Origin of the sequence: Lunatibacter salilacus (assembly GCF_009797935.1) — a bacterium.
GTDB lineage: Bacteria > Bacteroidota > Bacteroidia > Cytophagales > Cyclobacteriaceae > Lunatibacter > Lunatibacter salilacus.
In genome coordinates this window covers 49,238-68,037 of sequence record NZ_VOLC01000015.1, presented here as the reverse complement: position 1 = coordinate 68,037, position 18,800 = coordinate 49,238, and the positions used below count along the sequence as shown (strand labels likewise).

Genomic DNA, 18,800 nt, shown 5'->3' with positions numbered 1-18,800 from the left:
AGTCATTTGACAAATGTCAAAAAATTCACCGCCCAGCCCTAATCCTGCTTAACGTTTCAATGTTGATTCCCAAGTATGAAGCAATTTGGCCAATAGAAGCCGTTTTAATAATCTGGGGCTTTTTGTTTATTAGCTCGTAATAACGCTCTTTGGCGGTTTTGAATTTCGAAAATATCAGATGTTCCTCCAATTTGACATAATACTCTTCCAGTATCTGCCTATAAATATTTACCCAATTTGGCTCTCTGACAAAAAGTTCGTTGAGTTTTTCCTTGCCAAACTCCAATACCACACAATCCTCCAAAGCTTCAATATTTTCATAGGTGGGTTTTTGCGTGATAAAACCCGACATGGAGGTAATAAATTCACCTGCCAGACTAAAACTAATGGTAACATCCTTCACTTCCTTGTGATAGAAGCTTCGTACTAGGCCTTGCTCGACAAAAAACAACTTATCACAAACTTCCCCTTCCCTGACCAACAATTCTCCTTTTTTGAAATCCTTCAAAATGGCTATATCCAAAAACTGGTCGATTGAATCTTCATCGAGTCCATCAAACTTAACGAAAATCTTCACTAACATATTGAGATCCTTTCGCATGCACCAAGACTTGAGTTAATGTTTTAAAGTTTCAATCTACCACGCCCCATTTTCTATTTCAATTTAAACTTAATTGTTTAATACTATTCGTTCAGAGATTAATATATAATATACCCCTCAATCCTCACCCCTCACCCCTCAATCCTCACCCCTCAATCCTCACCCCTCACTACAATCCTCCCTATCCTTACCGAATCCACCAAATATTGCCCCACCTCCTTCTGCCGCTGAATATCCCGAACGACCTCCATCCCGGAAGTCACCTTTCCGAATGCCGCAAAACCCTGCCCATCCGGATTACGTTTTCCACCGAAATCCAACTCAGGCTGGTCGCCTATGCAAATAAAAAAATTACTCTGCGCGGAATTTGGCTCCGCACGCGCCATGGAAAGTACTCCGTCTGTATGGCTCAATCCAGTCATTTCGGTAGTCTCAAGGGTAATGGGCGGTAGTTCAAATTCCTCCGGAATATTTCCTCCCTGAATCACCTCGATTTTGATTTCCCTGTCAGCTTCATTCTCCGGAGTACAAACACGAAAGAAACTGGAACCGGTATAGGCACCATGTTCCACATAGGCCAGAAAGTTCTCCACCGTGATAGGCGCCCTTTCCGGATACAATTCCACCGCGATTTCTCCAAGCTCAGTGGATATCAGACAATGTATGGTTTCCTCCTGGCAGGAAAACAGGCAGACAAGAAAGGGTAGGAAAAGGATTTTAGATTTGTTCATATGACCAACTTATTAATCTAGTAGTGTTTGATTAAACAACTTCAATATCCGCTTGTATTCGTCCGTCCAACTGCTGGGCTCTACGAATCCATGGTCTTCTGCGGGGTAAACGGCTAGCTCCCAGTTATCTTTCCCCAGCTCAATCAGCCGTTGGGAAAGCCGCACTACATCCTGAAAATGCACATTTACATCCACCATGCCATGGGCCATCAGTAGGTGTCCCTTGAATCCCTCCGCAAAATAGATCGGCGAAGAACGCCGATAAGCTAGGGGATCATCCGCTGGTTCGTTTAGTATATTGGCTGTGTAGGGATGGTTGTAGTGGGCCCAGTCGGTCACGGAACGCAATGCCGCACCGCTTTTAAAAGTATCTCCCTCATTAAACAGCGCCATCAACGTCATAAAACCTCCATAACTTCCCCCATATATCCCGATTCTTCCAGCATCAACCCCGTGATTTTCTACCAAATACCTGACGCCATCCACCTGGTCTGACAGATCCTTTCCCCCCATATGCCGATAGATTCCAGTCCGCCAATCCCTACCATAGCCAGCACTTCCCCGGTAATCGATATCCAGAACAGTGTATCCCAGGTCTGTCAGCAGGTTGTGAAACATATATTCCCGAAAATAGGAAGACCACCATTTATGCACATTTTGAAGGTAGCCGGCACCGTGTACAAATACTATGGCCGCACCATTCTTGGCTTCCGGCTTGGGCAAGTAGAGTCTGGCAGGAACCGAAATTCCATCGGTTGCTTTAAAACTGATTAATTCCGGATCCCTCCACGAATAGGCCTGAAACTCCTCCGACTGACCTGAGGTTAGGACAACTGCTTCGGATTTGGCATTGTTTGCTTGGAGATAAAGCTCCCAAGGTGTATTGCTGTAGGAATGACGTATGGCCAACCATTTCTCATCCGGCGACAGCTTCACTTCGTTATTGCCTTCCATACTAGTCAACTGCTCCATTTTGCCTCCTAACAGCGGCATACGGTAAAAATGCCGTTCGCCAGGATGAACTTCCGACGTGGTTAAATACCATGATTTTTTATCCTTGGAAATAAAAGGATCGAACACCTCGAATTCGCCCTTCGTTAACTCCTGCTTAGAACCATCCGAGATCCGAAGCAAATAGAGATGTGAATAGCCGCTTTCCTCCGACTGAAAATAAATCCGCGAATCATCGGGAAGCCAGCCCAGCGTACCCCCTCCAGACGCCCATCCAATCCCCGGTCCGGCCACCCATGCCTCGTCCCGCTGTCGGTCCAATACCTTCAGTTCTCCGTCACTCAAATCCACCAGCACAATCCATCGGTCCTTGTTGTCCTTGGAGCGGATTTGGGTTACCGCCTGTTTTCCATCGTGGGAAAATACTACCTGGGAAAACACAACCTCCCGTACCTTTTCCTCCCATTCTCTCTCGGGATAATCGGATACGTAGTCAGGAAGGTCTTTGATGCCAGGTAGGTTTTCAGCATTTACCAAGTAGACAGTGTCTTTTTTTATGTCAAAAATCGCCAATTCCGATTTTGCGGTTTCCGTACCAACTTTTGGTCGGGTATTCAAATCCGAAGTGTATCCTTCTGCCGCAATGAAATCCGGAACCTTGGTAGCGGTAGGTTTTGCGGGTGTATGTAGCAAAAGAGCAACGAAATCCCCATCCGCAGCGACCTGTATACCGGACACCTGCCGTTTCCCCATATAAAAAGTGAAGGGTTCACCGCCTTTTTTCAGTTTTGCTATTGATTCCGTACTATCTTTTTTTATTTTGCGTTCCCTGACTACCTGAAGAAGATCCAAATTGTCTGCTTCCAGCCATTCGTTTTGCTTGGTAGGTTCTTCCTCCTTTTCTTTCTCGCCGGATTTGATCTGGGTAAGTCGTTTTAAATTTTTATTCTCCAAGTCCAGCGTATATGCGTCATTTCCATACCGGAAAGCCAGTCTATCCCCTTTTCCCAAAAAATGCAGATCGCTAATTCTGCCGTCCAACTCCAAAAGTTTATGTTGTTCTTTTGCAGAAATATCATAGACGGTTAATACATTGTCTTTAACATAGGCCTTTCGACTTTTATCCACATTGTAGACGCCGGAAAAGGAAGGAAGATCCCGTTCATCGCTCCATGAAACTTTCTCCAAATTCTTTGATTTTATTGCTATTCGGTACAGGGAGTCCTCCGGATCTTTATCTTTATTGTAGTTGAAATAAATATATTCGCCATGTTCATCCCATCTTACTTGGGAAGGAAAAGTACCCATCCATTTGGGATCCTGCATAATGGATTCCACGGATAAGGGGCTTTCTTGGGCTGTGGATTGAAACGATAACAGGAACAGGAAAAGTGCCATCTTGAAAATGGCTTTGGTATAACTTGTACTCATAAGATTTTTTTTCGCTTTCTAATATAAATTTTATACTGGCTAAACGCTATTGGAATGTGAGTAGTATTGTTTTAACATTTCCCATCTGGCCTCATACACGTTATTAAAACATAGTGACAATTTTAGTCAAGTGCTTCTCTAACCGTTCCTACCAAACTATTTTCTGCCAGCGATATCAGATCCGGCGATCCAAAATCCAAATCCGGAAGCTCCAAAACCCGGTCGAAGTCACTGCCTCTGGCATCCTTTCCCGAAGTGATCAACCAGATTTCCTTACCTAATGAATGGGACAACTTCAGCAGTTCATGACTTCCTTTTCCCTCGTCAGACTGCTTGTCATATTTACCCTCACCTGTAATTACGATGTCTGCACCCCGGATTCGATCAGCTATTTTTACTTTTTCAAAGAAGTATTGTGCCCCAGAGACCAAGCGGGTTTCAAAAAAAGCACTCAACCCCAACGCTATTCCACCCGCAGCACCAAAGCCCTTTTTGTCAGTCAAATTTAACTTGCTTTTTTTCTGAAGTAATTCAAAGACATTTTGGGAGGCCTGTTCGAATTTTCCAAAATCAGTCTCCTTCAACCCTTTCTGGGGTCCAAATACAGGAATGGCTCCCCTATCCCCAAAATAGGTGTTTTCCACATCACAAAGAATGATGAATTTTATATCACTGATTTTTTTTGTCTGTTGAATATGGGCTACCTGAGTTATAAACCCGGGTGAAAACACAGGTATTTCCCTACCATTTTTATCCAAAAACAAAAACCCCAAGGCCCGCAGAATACCGGTACCCATATCTACCGTAGCACTCCCACCCAGTCCCATTACAATTTCCTTCGCCCCCAACTCAATGGCTTTGACCACCAGTTCTCCTGTACCATACGAGCTGCATGTCCATGGGTCTTTTTGAAATTCCTTCAGCCATTTGATTCCTGAAACCGTGGATACATCCAAAAATGCTGTATTGGTAGTTGCATCAAGGCTGAAGAAACCTTCCATGGGGCTGCCTAAAGGGCCGCAAGCCATGGCACTGATTTTTTCCAGCGCAAGGATTTCACTGAGCAAATGGCAGGTTCCATCCCCACCATCCGCTATCGGACAGACAGAAACTTCGTGGATTGGATTGGATGCAATGATCGCACTTTTGATCAGTTCAGCCGCTCGATCCGCCTCGATAGTTCCTTTAAATGCATTGGGAGCTACTAACCACTTCATAGCTTATCCAATTGTTCCATGCGTTTAAAATAATCCTTCATTGCGGCCTTCACTTTCGGCGACAGATAGATCGCGGAAATCATGGTCGGAAATGCCATAATTGCATACATCGCATCCACAAAACTCATCACCACGCTCAGGGAGGTTACTGCCCCTCCTACAAGAGTTGCCAAATAAAAGTAATTGTAATAGTTGGCCTTGTCGGCACCAAAGAGGTAGTTGAAGCATTTATGGCCGTAATAGGAATAGGTAAACATGGTGGAAAGGGCAAATACCAAAACGGATATCATAAGTAAGTATTTCCCAATCCCCGGTAACCCCTGTTCAAAGGCAGAAAGGGTAAGCAATACCCCGTCCTGCTCTCCAGACTTCCAAACACCGGTTAGGAGAATTGCCAAAGCCGTTAACGTACAAACTACAATGGTATCGATAAATGGCCCCAACATGGCAATCAAGCCTTCCCGCACCGGCTCGCTGGTTTTGGAAGCACCGTGTACCATGGGTGCCGTACCAATGCCTGCCTCGTTAGAAAATGCCGCACGACGGGCCCCAATAATAATAATTTGTCCTACAGCTCCTCCCAGAACTGCATCTCCGGTAAAGGCATCGGAGAGAATCAACCAGACCATTTCCGGGACATCGCCAAAATATTTGGAAATAATAATTAACACACTGATAAAATACACCGTCACCATAAAAGGTACTAGTCTCGAAGCCACTTTGGCTATCCGTTGAATTCCCCCCAAAATTACCAATGCCACTAAAAGCATAAGCACAATTCCAATTGCCCATCGGGTGGGCATTCCGTAGTCCAGCCCGTTGGGTGCCAGCATGACCTCCCGCAAAACTGCCGTCAACTGATTGGCCTGAAAGATGACAAGGAGCCCCAAAATCCCGGCGACACAAAAGATCACGGACAAGAATTTCCATTTTTTGCCCATGCCCTCTTCGATCACATACATGGGACCACCCTGAACATGCCCGGAGGAATCCTTGCCCCGATACATTATGGCTAGGGTACAGGTAAAAAATTTGGTAGCCATCCCTACAAATGCGGACACCCACATCCAGAAAATAGCCCCCGGACCACCCATCCCGATGGCCAATGCCACTCCGGAAATATTTCCAAGTCCAACAGTAGCGGCTACAGCGGAAGAAAGTGCCTGCAAGGAAGTAATGTCCCCGGCTGCGTTGGGGTCATCGTATTTCCCACCTACCACTTTCATCGCATGCCGAAAACCGACAAAGGGAATAAAACCAGAATAGACGAACATATAAAATCCGCCGCCAATCAATAACACGAGCAGCGGCGTGCCCCATATCCAGTTGCTAAAGTCGATGATCAAGTCTCCCACGGTTGTTGGTTTTGGTTATTGATTTTATTCGGTTTACAAAGTAAGGGTTTTATTGAAAAGATATTCATGGATATTTGATATTCATGGATATTATGGATAGAAATGTTGTGGAAATCGGAGCGAAGCGGAGACCCTGAGAAGCGTAGCGGTTCAGGGTATAGCCTACGGCTGAAATATGGTAGAAATATGGCCTACGGCCGAAATATAAAAATTGATATTGGTAGGTATTGGATACTGGATATTAATTAGTTGAAATAAAATTCTGTAGAAATACAGTGTGAATCAAAGGACAAAAATCCCAGAGGGATGACCGATATAGTAGCCCGTGGTTTCAACCACGGGTTAAAAATGACACGCAGCGTCCCAGTTTTGGCCGCGGATGTGTCAATTCCCCGTACCCATTTCCGCCAAAACAAGTGAATGGTTGGGCTGCCGTCATGTGTCGGAACTAACCAATACCTGAATTCCGTCATCCAAGATATAGCAGAATCGGGTTTTGGCGGGAAAGGTTTGGGTGGGACAGTTTCGGTGCGGGGGTTCGACTCCGCTCACCCCTCCGAGTAATGACATTCCCTCCTTACCGGAATTGCAAATTCCTCCTATCTGTCCGTCGTGGTTACAAACCACGACGAGCGGTTTTTTTTTAATAATTCTCTGTGTCCTCCGTGCTACCTTTGTGTTCTTCGTGGTTCTCTTTTTTTCCGTCGCGTTTTTAAGTAGCTCCACAAAAAAATTGGCCATAATGCGCCTTCCTTTCTTAAAAAATAGCCTTATTCCCCAAAGCTTCCTATTTTTGTTCGCAAATCAAAACAGGTTACACATTTAGAAACCACCTCCCAATGGCCAAAACGGTTGTCATCAAAATAGGATCAAATGTATTGACGCAGGACGATGGTACTCCCGACCATAACCGGATGGCTTCCTTGGTTAACCAAATGGTTTTTCTAAAAGAAAATGGATTGCAGGTGGTGTTGGTGACCTCAGGAGCGGTAGCTTTTGGCCGAAAGGCCTTAACCCTAAACGCCAAAACCGACGCAGTCACTAAAAAACAGGTTTGGGCCTCCATCGGACAAATCGAACTGATCCGCTCGTACAAAAACCTCTTTCTGGAAAAAGGCCATCAAATCGCCCAGTTGATGGTAACGAAAGAAGATTTCCGGGACCGGGTGCATTACCTCAATATGAAAAACTGCCTGGATGGCCTTTTGAAAAACCAAGTTATCCCGGTGATCAACGAAAATGACGCTGTTGCCGTAACGGAATTGATGTTTACGGACAATGATGAATTGGCTGGTTTGGTGGCTGCCATGATAGATGCGAATACCCTTATTCTATTGACCAACGTAGACGGCATTTACAAAGGGCATCCAGCCGACCCTACGTCGGAATTGATTCTTAATGTGGGTCAGGATATGCCGGATCTAACTCAGTATGTATCCTCAAGCAAGTCTTCCTTTGGCCGTGGGGGGATGCTTACCAAAATGAGCATGGCCAAAAAGTCCGCCGACCTGGGCATTGAGGTGTTGATTGCCAACGGAAAAAGGGAAGATGTCTTGAAGGAATACTACCGGAAAGAATTGGTATGTACTTACTTTCAACCCGGCAAGTCCAAACACAACCAGAAAAAATGGATTGCCCACAGCGAGAACTACTCCAAAGGGGAAGTCATCATCAACGAGGGTGCAAAAAGGGCTTTAAGTTCGCAGAACATAAGCAGTCTACTACCCATTGGGGTGCTGGAAGTCAAAGGTGAATTTCTAAAGGGTGATATCATCCGTATCTTGGATGAACAGGGTCATAAACTTGGTCTTGGGAAAGCCGAGTACGGTGCTAAAGCGGCTTCAGAAAAAATCGGAGTCACCAACCAACGCCCCATTATCCACTACGATTACCTGTACCTTTACGAACACAATTAAACGCAACGAACGAATCAACCTATCATGGCATTAGAAGAAACCTTTAAGCGGGTTCAGGCTGCAAGCCGACAATTATCCCTGTTATCGGAAGAAAAGATAAACCATATACTAACAGACCTTGCGGAGGCAGCCATTAACCGAATACCAGAAATTTTATCTGCCAATGCGTCTGATCTTTCCCGGATGGATCCCCAAGATCCCAAATATGACCGCTTGAAACTTACCAAAGACCGGATAAAAGGAATCGCTGCGGACATTCGAAACGTGGCATTACTTAAAGGTCCTTTGGGAGAAGTGTTGCAGGCAAAGGTTCTACCCAACGGCCTAGACTTGCAAAAGGTCCGGGTGCCGCTAGGTGTAATCGGCATTATCTATGAATCCCGCCCAAATGTCACCTTCGATGTGTTTAGCCTTTGCCTGAAGACAGGCAATGCACTGGTACTCAAGGGAGGCTCTGACGCACATGATTCCAATACAGCGATCTTGGAAATCATCCATGGGGTACTGAGGAAAAACGACGTGACAACTGATATCGTCACCTTGCTCCCTGCGGACCGGGCGGCAACCCAAGAAATGCTACAGGCCGTCGGGTATATAGATGTCATTATCCCACGTGGAAGCCAGGGTTTGATCAATTTTGTGCGGGAAAATTCGAAGGTACCTGTCATTGAAACAGGTGCAGGAATTGTACATACCTATTACGACATCTCTGCCGATCTGGAAAAAGGAAAGGCCATCATCCTTAACGCAAAAACCCGGAGGGTCAGTGTTTGCAATGCCCTGGATTGCTTGGTAATCCATGCAGACCGATTGGATGATCTACCTGCGATTGGAGTAGGATTGGCAGCGAAACAGGTTAAAATCTTTGCGGACGAACCTTCCTATGCCGTCTTAAAGGGAACTTATCCGGATAAACTGTTGGCCAAAGCCGAGGAGGAACATTTTGGGACGGAGTTTCTTTCTCTCACAATGTCGATTAAAACTGTTTCGAACCTAAGTGAAGCGATAGACCATATTGCCCAATACAGTTCCAAGCACAGTGAGGCCATTATTGCGGAAGATGCCGATACCATAGATTATTTTCTGCGTGCGGTGGATTCCGCCGCTGTCTATGCGAATGCCTCCACAGCTTTTACCGACGGTGCCCAATTTGGAATGGGAGCTGAAATCGGTATAAGTACGCAGAAATTGCATGCCAGAGGCCCAATGGCGTTGGAGGAACTTACCTCTTACAAATGGGTGGTGCGGGGAAACGGTCACATCAGGGATTAAAACTTGAAAACGATTAAAGAACTGACACCTTTCTTCTTGCAATCAAATGGACTCGAAGAAAAATCCGCTAGTAAACAAAAAATATCTGCTGGAAAAATTTCCCGGCAAGGGAGGCTGGACCTATGTGCTCCTGCCTGAAATACCTCCCGCCAAGCGCTTTCCCTTTGGCTGGATGCGGGTATATGGATCGATCGATGAAATCAAGCTGGAAAAATGCAAGCTTATGCCATTTGGGAAAGGAATCCTTTTCCTTCCAGTTAACGCTTCGCTCCGCAAGCAACTCAAAAAAGAAGCCGGGGAATGGGTGTCGGTCTTATTGTATGAAGAGGAGCAAAGTGAAGGTATCCCTGAGGTGATATTGGAATGCCTAAATGACGCTCCGGGGGCACTCCATCAGTTCCAGCAGCTCCCTGCCTGGGAACAGCGACTAGATATAGACCGGATAATGGATGCCAAAAAACCGGAAAAGCAGGCAGACCTCATTGTAGATTTAATTAACAAACTTGCGCTCAACAAATGACAAAGAATATTTAAGCACCCTGCGTTTTTTTATATTTCCCTGTTAACTAAAGTTCCGCAAAACTAGCTCTACTGAGCAGACGGGGCCATTTTAGTTGCTACGAAAAAAGTTTGATGCCGTACTTTATTCAAAGTGAGGTGAAAAATAAAAAGAATTGCTCGTTCACAGTCCAATAATGCCAAATTCGTAGCAACTACATTGCTGTTTTGAGGAATATAAGTAAATTTCATACTTTTATTTTTAGACCTGTACTTTGTTATGACTAAAAATTCACCAACAATTTTCCTATTAATTTTATTGTTTTGGGGATGTAATTCTCCAACGAACGAAATTCATGAAGAACCCATTCGGCTTACGCTCTCTGAAGCCAACCGCTTAGCCGAACTTCCACTTAGCTGCATGCATGTGGAATATCCCAACAAACTGAACCAAACCCTTGCGGATTAATCTTTCTTAAAGGGGCCAAAAGAACTACATCCTGCTTTTTATGATAGGAAGGACCTGATGAATTCTGAGGTAAATGGCCCCGGTCAAAATTCTATTGCCTTTTTAATTTGGTTAATCACCCTAATTCTTGGTGGTTTGAGCTTTTGGAAGGTAATAGCAGGGTAGGAAAACAAGTAAATGGTTTGTAATTTCGCTAACTAAATTTATTATTTTAAAATCAAAAAAGACTCCAACTAAATGGACCAACCACTAACTCCACTGATACAAGCCGAAGAATTAATTGGCTTGAACCCTTCCTCCTATATCCTTGTTGATACCTCCTTTGGCAAAGCCAATTATGAGGAAAAGCATTTGAAGGGAGCCGTCTATGTGGATTTAAACACGCAGCTTTCCGATATCAAATCAGATGCGGCAGACGGCGGCAGGCATCCCTTACCCACCCCACAGCAGTTTTCCGAACGATTGGGAGATTTAGGCATAACCCCTGATAGCCATGTTATTGTCTATGACAACAAAAACGGCGGCATGTCGGCCGCTCGGTTTTGGTGGATGATGAAGGCCATAGGTCATAAGAAAATTCAGGTGATAAATGGAGGCTTGAATGCGGCAATCGCCGCAGGGTTTCAGACAAGTAATGAATCCGTTAACCCAACTCCCGCTTCTCCTTACCCCATTGAGGGATGGAAACTACCGCTTTCCAACATAGCCGAAGTGGAAGCCCTATCCCAAAAAGAAAGTCATATCGTCGTGGATGTTAGGGAAACAGACCGTTATTTGGGAAAGGTAGAGCCTATTGATTTAATAGCGGGACACATTCCCGGAGCGATCAATATCCCCTTTTCTGAAAACCTTGAGACGGACGGGCAGTTCAAATCCCCTGATGAGCTAAAAGAAAAATATCAAAAGGCTTTTGGTGACACTTCATCAGAAAACATCATCGTGCATTGTGGTTCTGGCGTCACTGCCTGCCATACATTACTCGCCTTAGCCCATGCCGGGATGGAAATCCCGAAATTATACGTTGGTTCTTGGAGTGAATGGTCGAGGAATGGGAAAACCATAGCTTGAAAAAACTAATTACAAATGACGAATTACGGGTCATTTTTAATTACAAATTACGAATGACAAATTACGTGGGTCAGGTTTGGAAGATAAGGGGTAAGTAATCAGGCGTAAGGGATAAGTGAAAAGTGGAAAGCAATTAATTCTTCGTAATTTTTCATTCGTAACTCGTAGTTGCCCATTTCGTAATTTTTAATTCGTAATTCATAATTTAAGTAGTCGCAATCCCCCCTATTTTTGTCGGATATTGGTGAGGTGTATTAAGATGATGGTTTGTAATTTTGCTGGACAAACCAAATTTAACCGACTATGTCCAAGGAAGAAAAAACAATCATCAGTGTGTCTGCTACTGTAGATGCGGCTATCAACAAAGTATGGGAATGCTGGACTGACCCTTTGCATATTGTTAACTGGAATTTCGCCTCCGATGACTGGCATTCGCCCGCTGCTACCAATCCACTTATAGAAGGTAGCACGTTTTCTTATCGCATGGAAGCGAAGGACGGCAGCCAAGGGTTTGATTTTGAGGGGAAATATGATGAAATAATTCCGTATAAACTTATCCGATACACGCTTGGAGATGGACGGGAGACCACGGTTACTTTTGAAAGTAGACCTGATGGCACCTACGTGGAGGAGCGTTTTGAAGCGGAGGGAGAATTCCCTCATGAAATGCAACAAAAGGGATGGCAGGCTATATTGGATAATTTTAAAAAATACACCGAATCACAATCACACTTTTCTCTCCTGTATTTTACAATTTTGATCAACGCTCCGGTAAATACGGTTTATTCAGCCATGCTGGAAAAGTTCAGTGAATGGACGGCTGTGTTTTCACCGAATTCATATTATGTAGGAAGTTGGGAAAAGGGTGCGGCAATCCGTTTTCTAACCAAAGATGAAAAGGGTTCCTTAGTGGGCATGGTTAGCCAAATCAAAGAGCACCTACCTGGAAAATTAATCTCCATACAACATGTCGGTGTAGTAGAGAACGGAAAAGAGTTGACAGAAGGGCCTGCGGCAGAAGTTTGGAAAGGTGCGCTGGAAAATTATTCGTTTAAGGAAACAGAGCAGGGAACCCTGGTAACCGTCACCCAGGACACTACTGATTCGTACGTTGATTATTTCAACAAAACATACCCGGAAGCGTTGGTGAAATTAAAGGAGATTTGTGAAAGAAATTGATAGGATTTGACATATTCGGTTTTACGAGGACCTGATCCGCAAATTTATTTTGAAGTTTTCCAAGACATTGCCTCGTATGGCCATTGCAAATGGCCTTATGAAGATTGCCCTTTTTGAAGAAAACCGGAGATATTAGGGTGTAGTGGAAACTACACCCAGTCGGGGAAATTGATAGGATTTGACATATTCGGTTTTACGAGGACCTGATCCGCAAATTTATTTTGAAGTTTTCCAAGACATTGCCTCGTATGGCCATTGCAAATGGCCTTATGAAGATTGCCCTTTTTGAAGAAAACCCAAGATATTAGGGTGTAGTGGAAACTACACCCAGTCGGGGACCTGATCCGCAAATTTATTTTGAAGTTTTCCAAGACATTGCCTCGTATGGCCATTGCAAATGGCCTTATGAAGATTGCCCTTTTTGAAGAAAACCCAAGATATTAGGGTGTAGTGGAAACTACACCCAGTCGGGGACCTGATCCGCAAATTTATTTTGAAGTTTTCCAAGACATTGCCTCGTATGGCCATTGCAAATGGCCTTATGAAGATTGCCCTTTTTGAAGAAAACCGGAGATATTAGGGTGTAGTGGAAACTACACCCAGTCGGGGGAGGCGTTGGCGAAACTAAAGGAGATTTGTGAAAGAAATTGATAGGATTTGACATATTCGGTTTTACGAGGACCTGATCCGCAACTTTATTTTGAAGTTTTCCAAGACATGTCCTCGTTAAGCCATTGCAAATGGCTTTATGAAGATTGCCCTTTTTGAATAAAACCGGAGATATTAGGGTGTAGTGGAAACTACACCCAGTCGGGGGAATCGCTAAAAATCCCGTAGGGATGGCCGATTTAATAGCCCTGGGTTTCAACCCAGGGTCAAAAAGACAACCCTGTTTTCCCCGTTTTGGCCGCCAAAACTATCAATTCCGCCATTCCTATATCGCCAAAACCCGTAGACGGTTGGGCTGGTATCTTTGATTCGGAGGGACGATTTTTTCGAAAAAAAGCTAGAATTGACAGATTCGGGTTTTGGCGGGAAATAATGGCCATAATAACCATCCCCCCTGCCAAAACATAACCTACTAGTTTCTCCTTGTCCAAGGGCTGAAGCCCTGGCTATTGAGAGAAAAATCATTTACATATATCCCATTTTAGCATACCGATTTTTGAAATCTAAAATAATTTCAATTCCCCAATATTTCGGCCGTAGGCCATATTTCCACAATATTTCCACTATATTAACCTTTTTAATATCAATCAATATCTAATATCTACAAATATCACTTTCCCAATATTTCGGCCAACAGGCCATATCACAACTATTCCCTGAACCGATACCCTCCGATTTCAACTATATTTCAACCATATTTCAGTTCCTTCCTAATATCAATCAATATCTAATATCAATTCCTTAATATTTCGGCCGTAGGCCATATTTCCACAATATTTCCACTATATTAACGTTTTTGAACCGGATCATGAATTGGATGTAGTGACCGTTCAGGCACCGGTTCAACAAACCGCTTCAATACAAGAGACATTTACCATTAATATTAACTCCTCAAACACCGGTGCTACGATTACCTTTAGCTGGGACGAAATCCTATTTACCGTACCGATAGCCCTGCAATAACTGTATACCCTAACCGTTGCCTGCAATCAGTCAAAACCACATCGCCTCTATCTATGCCGAAGACCTCTGGATAGCTGAAAAGGACGGAAGCCATCCACGGAGGTTGACCATGGATTATGGCATAGAATCCAATCCTGTCTTCTCACCGGACGGGAAATTGATTGCATTCAATGGCCTGCAGAGGTAATTCAGGGGAAAGATCCACAGTTGGAAAAAGCTATCGAAGTTATCCTAAAACATCTGGACGAAAATCCCCCCGCAAAACCCAGCACCCCACCCTACCCAAACCGCGTAACCCAATAACTTAATAACCTATTAACCAAATAACTCACCATGGAACAAAATATGATCGGCTGGTTTGAGATCCCTGTAATTGACATGAATCGGGCTAAGAAATTTTACGAAATTGTTTTTGATATCGAAATCCAAGTACAGGATTTTCACGGAACAGAGATGGGATGGTTTCCCTTTTCCGAGAGTAAACCGGGGGCAGCAGGTTCGTTGATAAAAAACAAAGCCTATTCCCCCAGTGAAGAAAAAGGGGTGTTGATCTATTTTTCCTCAACGGATATTTCTACCCAGCTTAAAAAAGTGCTGGAAGAAGGGGGAAAGATTCTTCAGGCAAAAACACTTATCTCAGAGGATGTTGGGTTTATGGGTTTATTTGTGGATTCTGAAGGAAATAGAATCGCGCTGCATTCAAGGCATTGATCCCAAGGCGTGAAGTCAAGCTCAAGGGCGTCGTTTCCTGAAAGTGGGTCTTCCCCTACATCAGCAATATATCCATCCACATATGTATAGATTTCCAATGTCCTATATCTCTCAGTCTCAAGATAGGTTGATAAGTTGATAGACTCCGTCCCTCCGTCTCTAAGTCTCTCCGTCTCGAGGTAAGTTGATGGGGTATGAATTACGAATTGAGAATTACGAGCTGAGTCATTGTTGATATGTCGATAGGTCGATGAGTCTGTCCCTCCGTCCCCCATCTCTTAGTCTCTTCCGTCTCTATGTCCCTTCATTCTCTCCGTCCCTTCGTCTCCCGTCTCCCGTCCCCAAGTCCCTGCGTCCCTATGCCTCTCCAGTTTTATCTTCTTTTCTTAAACCGCATATAATACCACCATTTTAATCGCTTTCTACGCGAATTTAAAAATCGCAATTGGTCATAAATTAGGTCTCCGGATTTAACTGTTGAGCTTTTATCCTTGAAGTTTCGCTTGGGAATACCTACATATTTACCTAGATACTCAGTGAAATCTGTGCAGTTCCAGAATTCTGAGTCGGGATTTACAGATTCATAAAATAGCTGTTTCAAACCAGTCCCCTTTTCACTAATAAGATGCCATATTGGGATATTTTCATCGCCTTCCGACACATTATTGTAAACCTCAGCTGTCCACAATCTCTTGATATGACGATTGTATGAGTCATAAATTTTAACATCCATAGAGTTGTAAACATAGGAAGAAATAAACTCATCACCATCAAATATTGAATTTCCATTAGGAAACAAAAATTTGTTTCCTTTATTATCTTCTTCTTTACAATAATTCAATAATTCTAAAATATTTTTGGCTACTTTACCTAATGTCTGTGGAGAGCCACCAATTAGTTCCCCCCCATACCAGATTGGATATGGTTGGTTATATCCCTGAATACCTATTAAACGATAGAGATCTCCCATATCTTTCATACTAATATTATGGAGTTTTTCTAAGGGTTTATTACTTCTTTGGTAAGTATCTTGCAGTACTAAATATTCTCCGCTTGACATGATGTCATCTAAAACGACATCCTTTTTATGCCAAAGTATATCAGAGTCTAATAGTAGAGAAGGTAAGGTTTCCTGGGCTAGTCTTTCAATTACTTGTAATTTGTAAAATGCATTTCTAAATCTCATAGAATGCTTACCTGGATCAAACCTGTCAAAGTCTAAATAAATAATAGTTACTCCTAAACCAGCAAGTTCATCCTTAACATTGATATTGTCAATGATTATTTCTTCCAAATCATTGGTTACCACTATATGTTTTTTTTCAGGATTTACTTTAACTGAAGCAGCACAAAATGTGTAGGCACATCTCCAGTAAACATGTTTTCTGTTTTTATTTTCAGTCCCAATATTTGGGTATTTTACTTTTCCCCCCGTTTTATCCTGATCAACACTAATACAAGTAACAATATTATACATGGTTATACTAATTATTTAAAAAAAAACCTTTGAACAATAATTTTTCAAATATATGAAATTTCGGTTAAAATTATTGAATTAGTTTTTTTGCCCGAACTACACGTTTCCGCGGGATCTGCGCTACGCTCCGGTTTTATTTCTATTTCACCTCAACCACCCCCGCTGCCAAAACGAAACCTAGCTTTTGTAATCAATGGTGAGCGTAGTCGAATCCCCGCTACGCTTAACCCAAAGCTATTTGATTTCACCCCATTGAGGCTATGAGAAATCCGTAGTTTGCAACTCGTAATTCGTGATTAATAATTCGTGATTAATAATCTAGGGTATCCGTAAATACACATAAACTACTGATTTCCAATAAAAAAAGAATTATACTGCCTCAACTGATCCGATAACTTCGGCATCCCAATACGGAAGGTGCGGCCAATGGGTGCCGCGTGGGAATAGTTGTACTCCCAACGGAACTCCTCCGTGGTGCGGAGCTCCCAGCGTCGGCCCCGGGCGATCTTCCCCGGAAAAAGAGGAAAGGCAAACTGAAAACCGCCGGACGTTCCGTTAACCGTTATGGCCGAAAAAAGTCCTACATCCACCCCCCCGAATTGCCGGATCAAATCCCCGCGTACACCCCGGTCCCGTCCGATAAACTGACCACCGCTGATCCTAAACGTCAGGTCCATTTTGTTCAACCGGTATTCCACATCCAGCAACAGGATCACATCACTCAGCGGATCTGTATATAATTTTCGCCCCGGAATAAAATAGTAGCCCGTATATGCCGTCTCCAACCCCATGCGCCAACGTTTGTCAAAATCATCATATCTGTACTGGAAATGTACCCCATAGCGGTCCTGAAAGAAGGTGCCCGCGGTGATTCCCACAAAATGGTGGGGCAAGGGGATGGCGAAATAATGTAGGTGGGAAGGTGCTAGGCGCCAATGGGTTCCCCAAAGCCCCAAGTTGTTCTGTATCGGAACCAATACCCCCGTCTGAACACTTAGTCCGGGCAACAGATACACCCGTGTATCGAGGATCAGGTTGGTGCGGGAGCGGAATGGGGTCTTCCGGTCCCCAAACCGGGCGGAAAAGTCCGGACTAACGCGAAAGTTCCATCGGTAGCCCGTAGGAAGGCGGTTTTTCTTTCGAAAAAAAGCCCTTTCCCCTGCGGTTACAGGCCTGAAGGACAGCGTCTGCCGGTCATACACTCCCATGGGGCGGTTCATGTAGAGCGGTATAAACCCAGTCACGCTGCTATCCCCTACCTTACGGTCTGCCCAGAGCAGGCTGTGGTGGGGATTTCTGAAATTCCGGTGCTCCCAAATCACCAGCTTGCCGCTATCGGCAGGCATCCTATGAACCTGCTCAAATCCGGCTTTTTCGAGTGATAACTTAGCCACCTGTCCGTACCCCATGGACAACCCCAAATAGAAAACACCTACTAGGCAAAAATAGCTACCTTTCATCCGCACGCATTTCTTTGGGTGGAACAGATAGGGGAAAACTCAGGGAAAAGCTAAATCCAAGTTCTTTGGCTTCGAAGGTATGACCCTGAAGCAAGAGCCAAGGTAGGGGCCGGACAAAAACCCCCGCGTTAACGCTATGCCCGTCGTGCTCCATGGACAGCCCTACTTTTTCATTCCAATCCAGGGAAAATCCTCCAAAAACTCCCGAAAGATACCGGATATTTTCTTGTTTCTTCGACTTCAGCAACAGAGACAATGACCGGTTACCCTCTTTGGTGGGTATCACAAAAATCACGGGAAGGGCATAGCCCAATGTGGCCCGAAGACGAAGGGTGGAAGATAATTCTGCCGTTTTCTCGACAATCAGCGCATCGTGGTTGAGGTGTTGGTTAGTTCCAATGGGGGCGGATACGATTAGCACGGCGCTGACCCCGTGTTTTTCCTCCGCAAGGAGTCGAAACCGAAAACCCAGATGCCTGTCTCCGACGCCGATATCACTGGCCCTTGCGCGCACCCGTGTGATATTGAGGTAAACTTCCATAAAATCGGTCAGGCCCACGCCTACCCCATAGATATTTTCAGTATGATAGGCCCCCATAAAATGGTTGATGGCATAGGCTTGGGGCACATAGGAAAAACTGAGGGCCAATTGATTTTCCTGTTCCCAGCGGGCGTTCGGGGTCATGATGTAGCCCGGTTTGCCAAGCACATTTACCTGGGCAGCAAGCTGGCCAAAAATCATCGTGGCCAGTAAAAACAACAGGTAGGCGGAATATCCCGGCGGCTGCCACGGCTTAAAAACCAGATGTAAACCCCAAAAGAATCTAGCCAT

At 44.3% G+C, this 18,800-nt stretch carries 18 protein-coding genes; 9 read left to right on the top strand and 9 right to left on the bottom strand.

The window, feature by feature from the left end; all coding sequences use genetic code 11:
* Positions 1–25 precede the first annotated feature (25 nt).
* The 6 genes from FQ608_RS19005 to FQ608_RS18980 form a co-directional block, all read right to left on the bottom strand.
* Positions 26–601 (bottom strand): Crp/Fnr family transcriptional regulator, encoded by a 576-nt coding sequence (locus FQ608_RS19005; RefSeq protein ID WP_158860072.1) that lies wholly within the window; start codon positions 599–601, stop codon positions 26–28.
* 152 nt (positions 602–753) lie between these two features.
* Positions 754–1,332, bottom strand: coding sequence for a peptidylprolyl isomerase (locus tag FQ608_RS19000; protein ID WP_158860071.1), 579 nt, complete (start codon positions 1,330–1,332; stop codon positions 754–756).
* Between the two features lie 12 nt (positions 1,333–1,344).
* Positions 1,345–3,714 carry a S9 family peptidase gene (locus tag FQ608_RS18995; protein WP_158860070.1) on the bottom strand — a complete coding sequence of 790 codons (2,370 nt, stop codon included), beginning with the start codon at positions 3,712–3,714 and terminating at the stop codon, positions 1,345–1,347.
* A gap of 122 nt (positions 3,715–3,836) precedes the next feature.
* A complete protein-coding gene (locus FQ608_RS18990) occupies positions 3,837–4,931 on the bottom strand; it encodes a glycerate kinase family protein (RefSeq protein ID WP_158860069.1) in 1,095 nt (364 codons plus the stop codon).
* Complete coding sequence (locus tag FQ608_RS18985; RefSeq protein ID WP_158860068.1) at positions 4,928–6,286, bottom strand: alanine/glycine:cation symporter family protein; 1,359 nt, start codon at positions 6,284–6,286, stop codon at positions 4,928–4,930. Before FQ608_RS18985 ends, FQ608_RS18990 begins: the two co-directional genes overlap by 4 nt.
* Before the next feature lie 435 nt (positions 6,287–6,721).
* A complete protein-coding gene (locus FQ608_RS18980; protein WP_158860067.1) occupies positions 6,722–6,913 on the bottom strand; it encodes a hypothetical protein in 192 nt (63 codons plus the stop codon).
* Between the two features lie 212 nt (positions 6,914–7,125).
* On the opposite strand from FQ608_RS18980, the gene proB reads away from it, so the two are divergent.
* The 9 genes from proB to FQ608_RS18935 all read left to right on the top strand — a co-directional run bounded on the left by proB (position 7,126) and on the right by FQ608_RS18935 (position 15,031).
* Positions 7,126–8,202 (top strand): glutamate 5-kinase, encoded by a 1,077-nt coding sequence (gene proB / locus FQ608_RS18975; RefSeq protein WP_158860066.1) that lies wholly within the window; start codon positions 7,126–7,128, stop codon positions 8,200–8,202.
* A gap of 24 nt (positions 8,203–8,226) precedes the next feature.
* Positions 8,227–9,474, top strand: coding sequence for a glutamate-5-semialdehyde dehydrogenase (locus FQ608_RS18970; RefSeq protein WP_158860065.1), 1,248 nt, complete (start codon positions 8,227–8,229; stop codon positions 9,472–9,474).
* Between the two features lie 46 nt (positions 9,475–9,520).
* Positions 9,521–9,994, top strand: coding sequence for a DUF1905 domain-containing protein (locus FQ608_RS18965; RefSeq protein WP_158860064.1), 474 nt, complete (start codon positions 9,521–9,523; stop codon positions 9,992–9,994).
* Positions 9,995–10,252: 258 nt separating this feature from the next.
* Entirely contained in the window at positions 10,253–10,441 is a 189-nt protein-coding gene (locus FQ608_RS18960) for a hypothetical protein (protein WP_158860063.1), read from the top strand.
* 237 nt (positions 10,442–10,678) lie between these two features.
* Positions 10,679–11,509 carry a sulfurtransferase gene (locus FQ608_RS18955; protein WP_158860062.1) on the top strand — a complete coding sequence of 277 codons (831 nt, stop codon included), beginning with the start codon at positions 10,679–10,681 and terminating at the stop codon, positions 11,507–11,509.
* Positions 11,510–11,812: 303 nt separating this feature from the next.
* Positions 11,813–12,688: an SRPBCC domain-containing protein gene (locus tag FQ608_RS27915; RefSeq protein ID WP_158860061.1), complete on the top strand. Its 876-nt coding sequence runs from the start codon at positions 11,813–11,815 to the stop codon at positions 12,686–12,688.
* 1,431 nt (positions 12,689–14,119) lie between these two features.
* Positions 14,120–14,320 carry a DUF2911 domain-containing protein gene (locus tag FQ608_RS18945; RefSeq protein ID WP_158860162.1) on the top strand — a complete coding sequence of 67 codons (201 nt, stop codon included), beginning with the start codon at positions 14,120–14,122 and terminating at the stop codon, positions 14,318–14,320.
* Between the two features lie 16 nt (positions 14,321–14,336).
* The gene (locus tag FQ608_RS18940; RefSeq protein ID WP_199856414.1) at positions 14,337–14,507 is read left to right on the top strand and encodes a PD40 domain-containing protein; all 171 of its coding nucleotides are present in this window, start codon (positions 14,337–14,339) and stop codon (positions 14,505–14,507) included.
* 146 nt (positions 14,508–14,653) lie between these two features.
* Positions 14,654–15,031: a VOC family protein gene (locus FQ608_RS18935; protein WP_158860060.1), complete on the top strand. Its 378-nt coding sequence runs from the start codon at positions 14,654–14,656 to the stop codon at positions 15,029–15,031.
* 373 nt (positions 15,032–15,404) lie between these two features.
* Here FQ608_RS18935 and FQ608_RS18930 read toward each other — a convergent pair whose 3' ends face one another.
* The 3 genes from FQ608_RS18930 to FQ608_RS18920 form a co-directional block, all read right to left on the bottom strand.
* Positions 15,405–16,508 carry a hypothetical protein gene (locus tag FQ608_RS18930; RefSeq protein WP_158860059.1) on the bottom strand — a complete coding sequence of 368 codons (1,104 nt, stop codon included), beginning with the start codon at positions 16,506–16,508 and terminating at the stop codon, positions 15,405–15,407.
* Positions 16,509–16,852: 344 nt separating this feature from the next.
* Positions 16,853–17,968, bottom strand: a complete 1,116-nt coding sequence (locus FQ608_RS18925; protein WP_158860058.1) for a YjbH domain-containing protein — start codon at positions 17,966–17,968, stop codon at positions 16,853–16,855.
* Positions 17,958–18,800 carry a hypothetical protein gene (locus tag FQ608_RS18920; protein ID WP_158860057.1) on the bottom strand — a complete coding sequence of 281 codons (843 nt, stop codon included), beginning with the start codon at positions 18,798–18,800 and terminating at the stop codon, positions 17,958–17,960. Before FQ608_RS18920 ends, FQ608_RS18925 begins: the two co-directional genes overlap by 11 nt.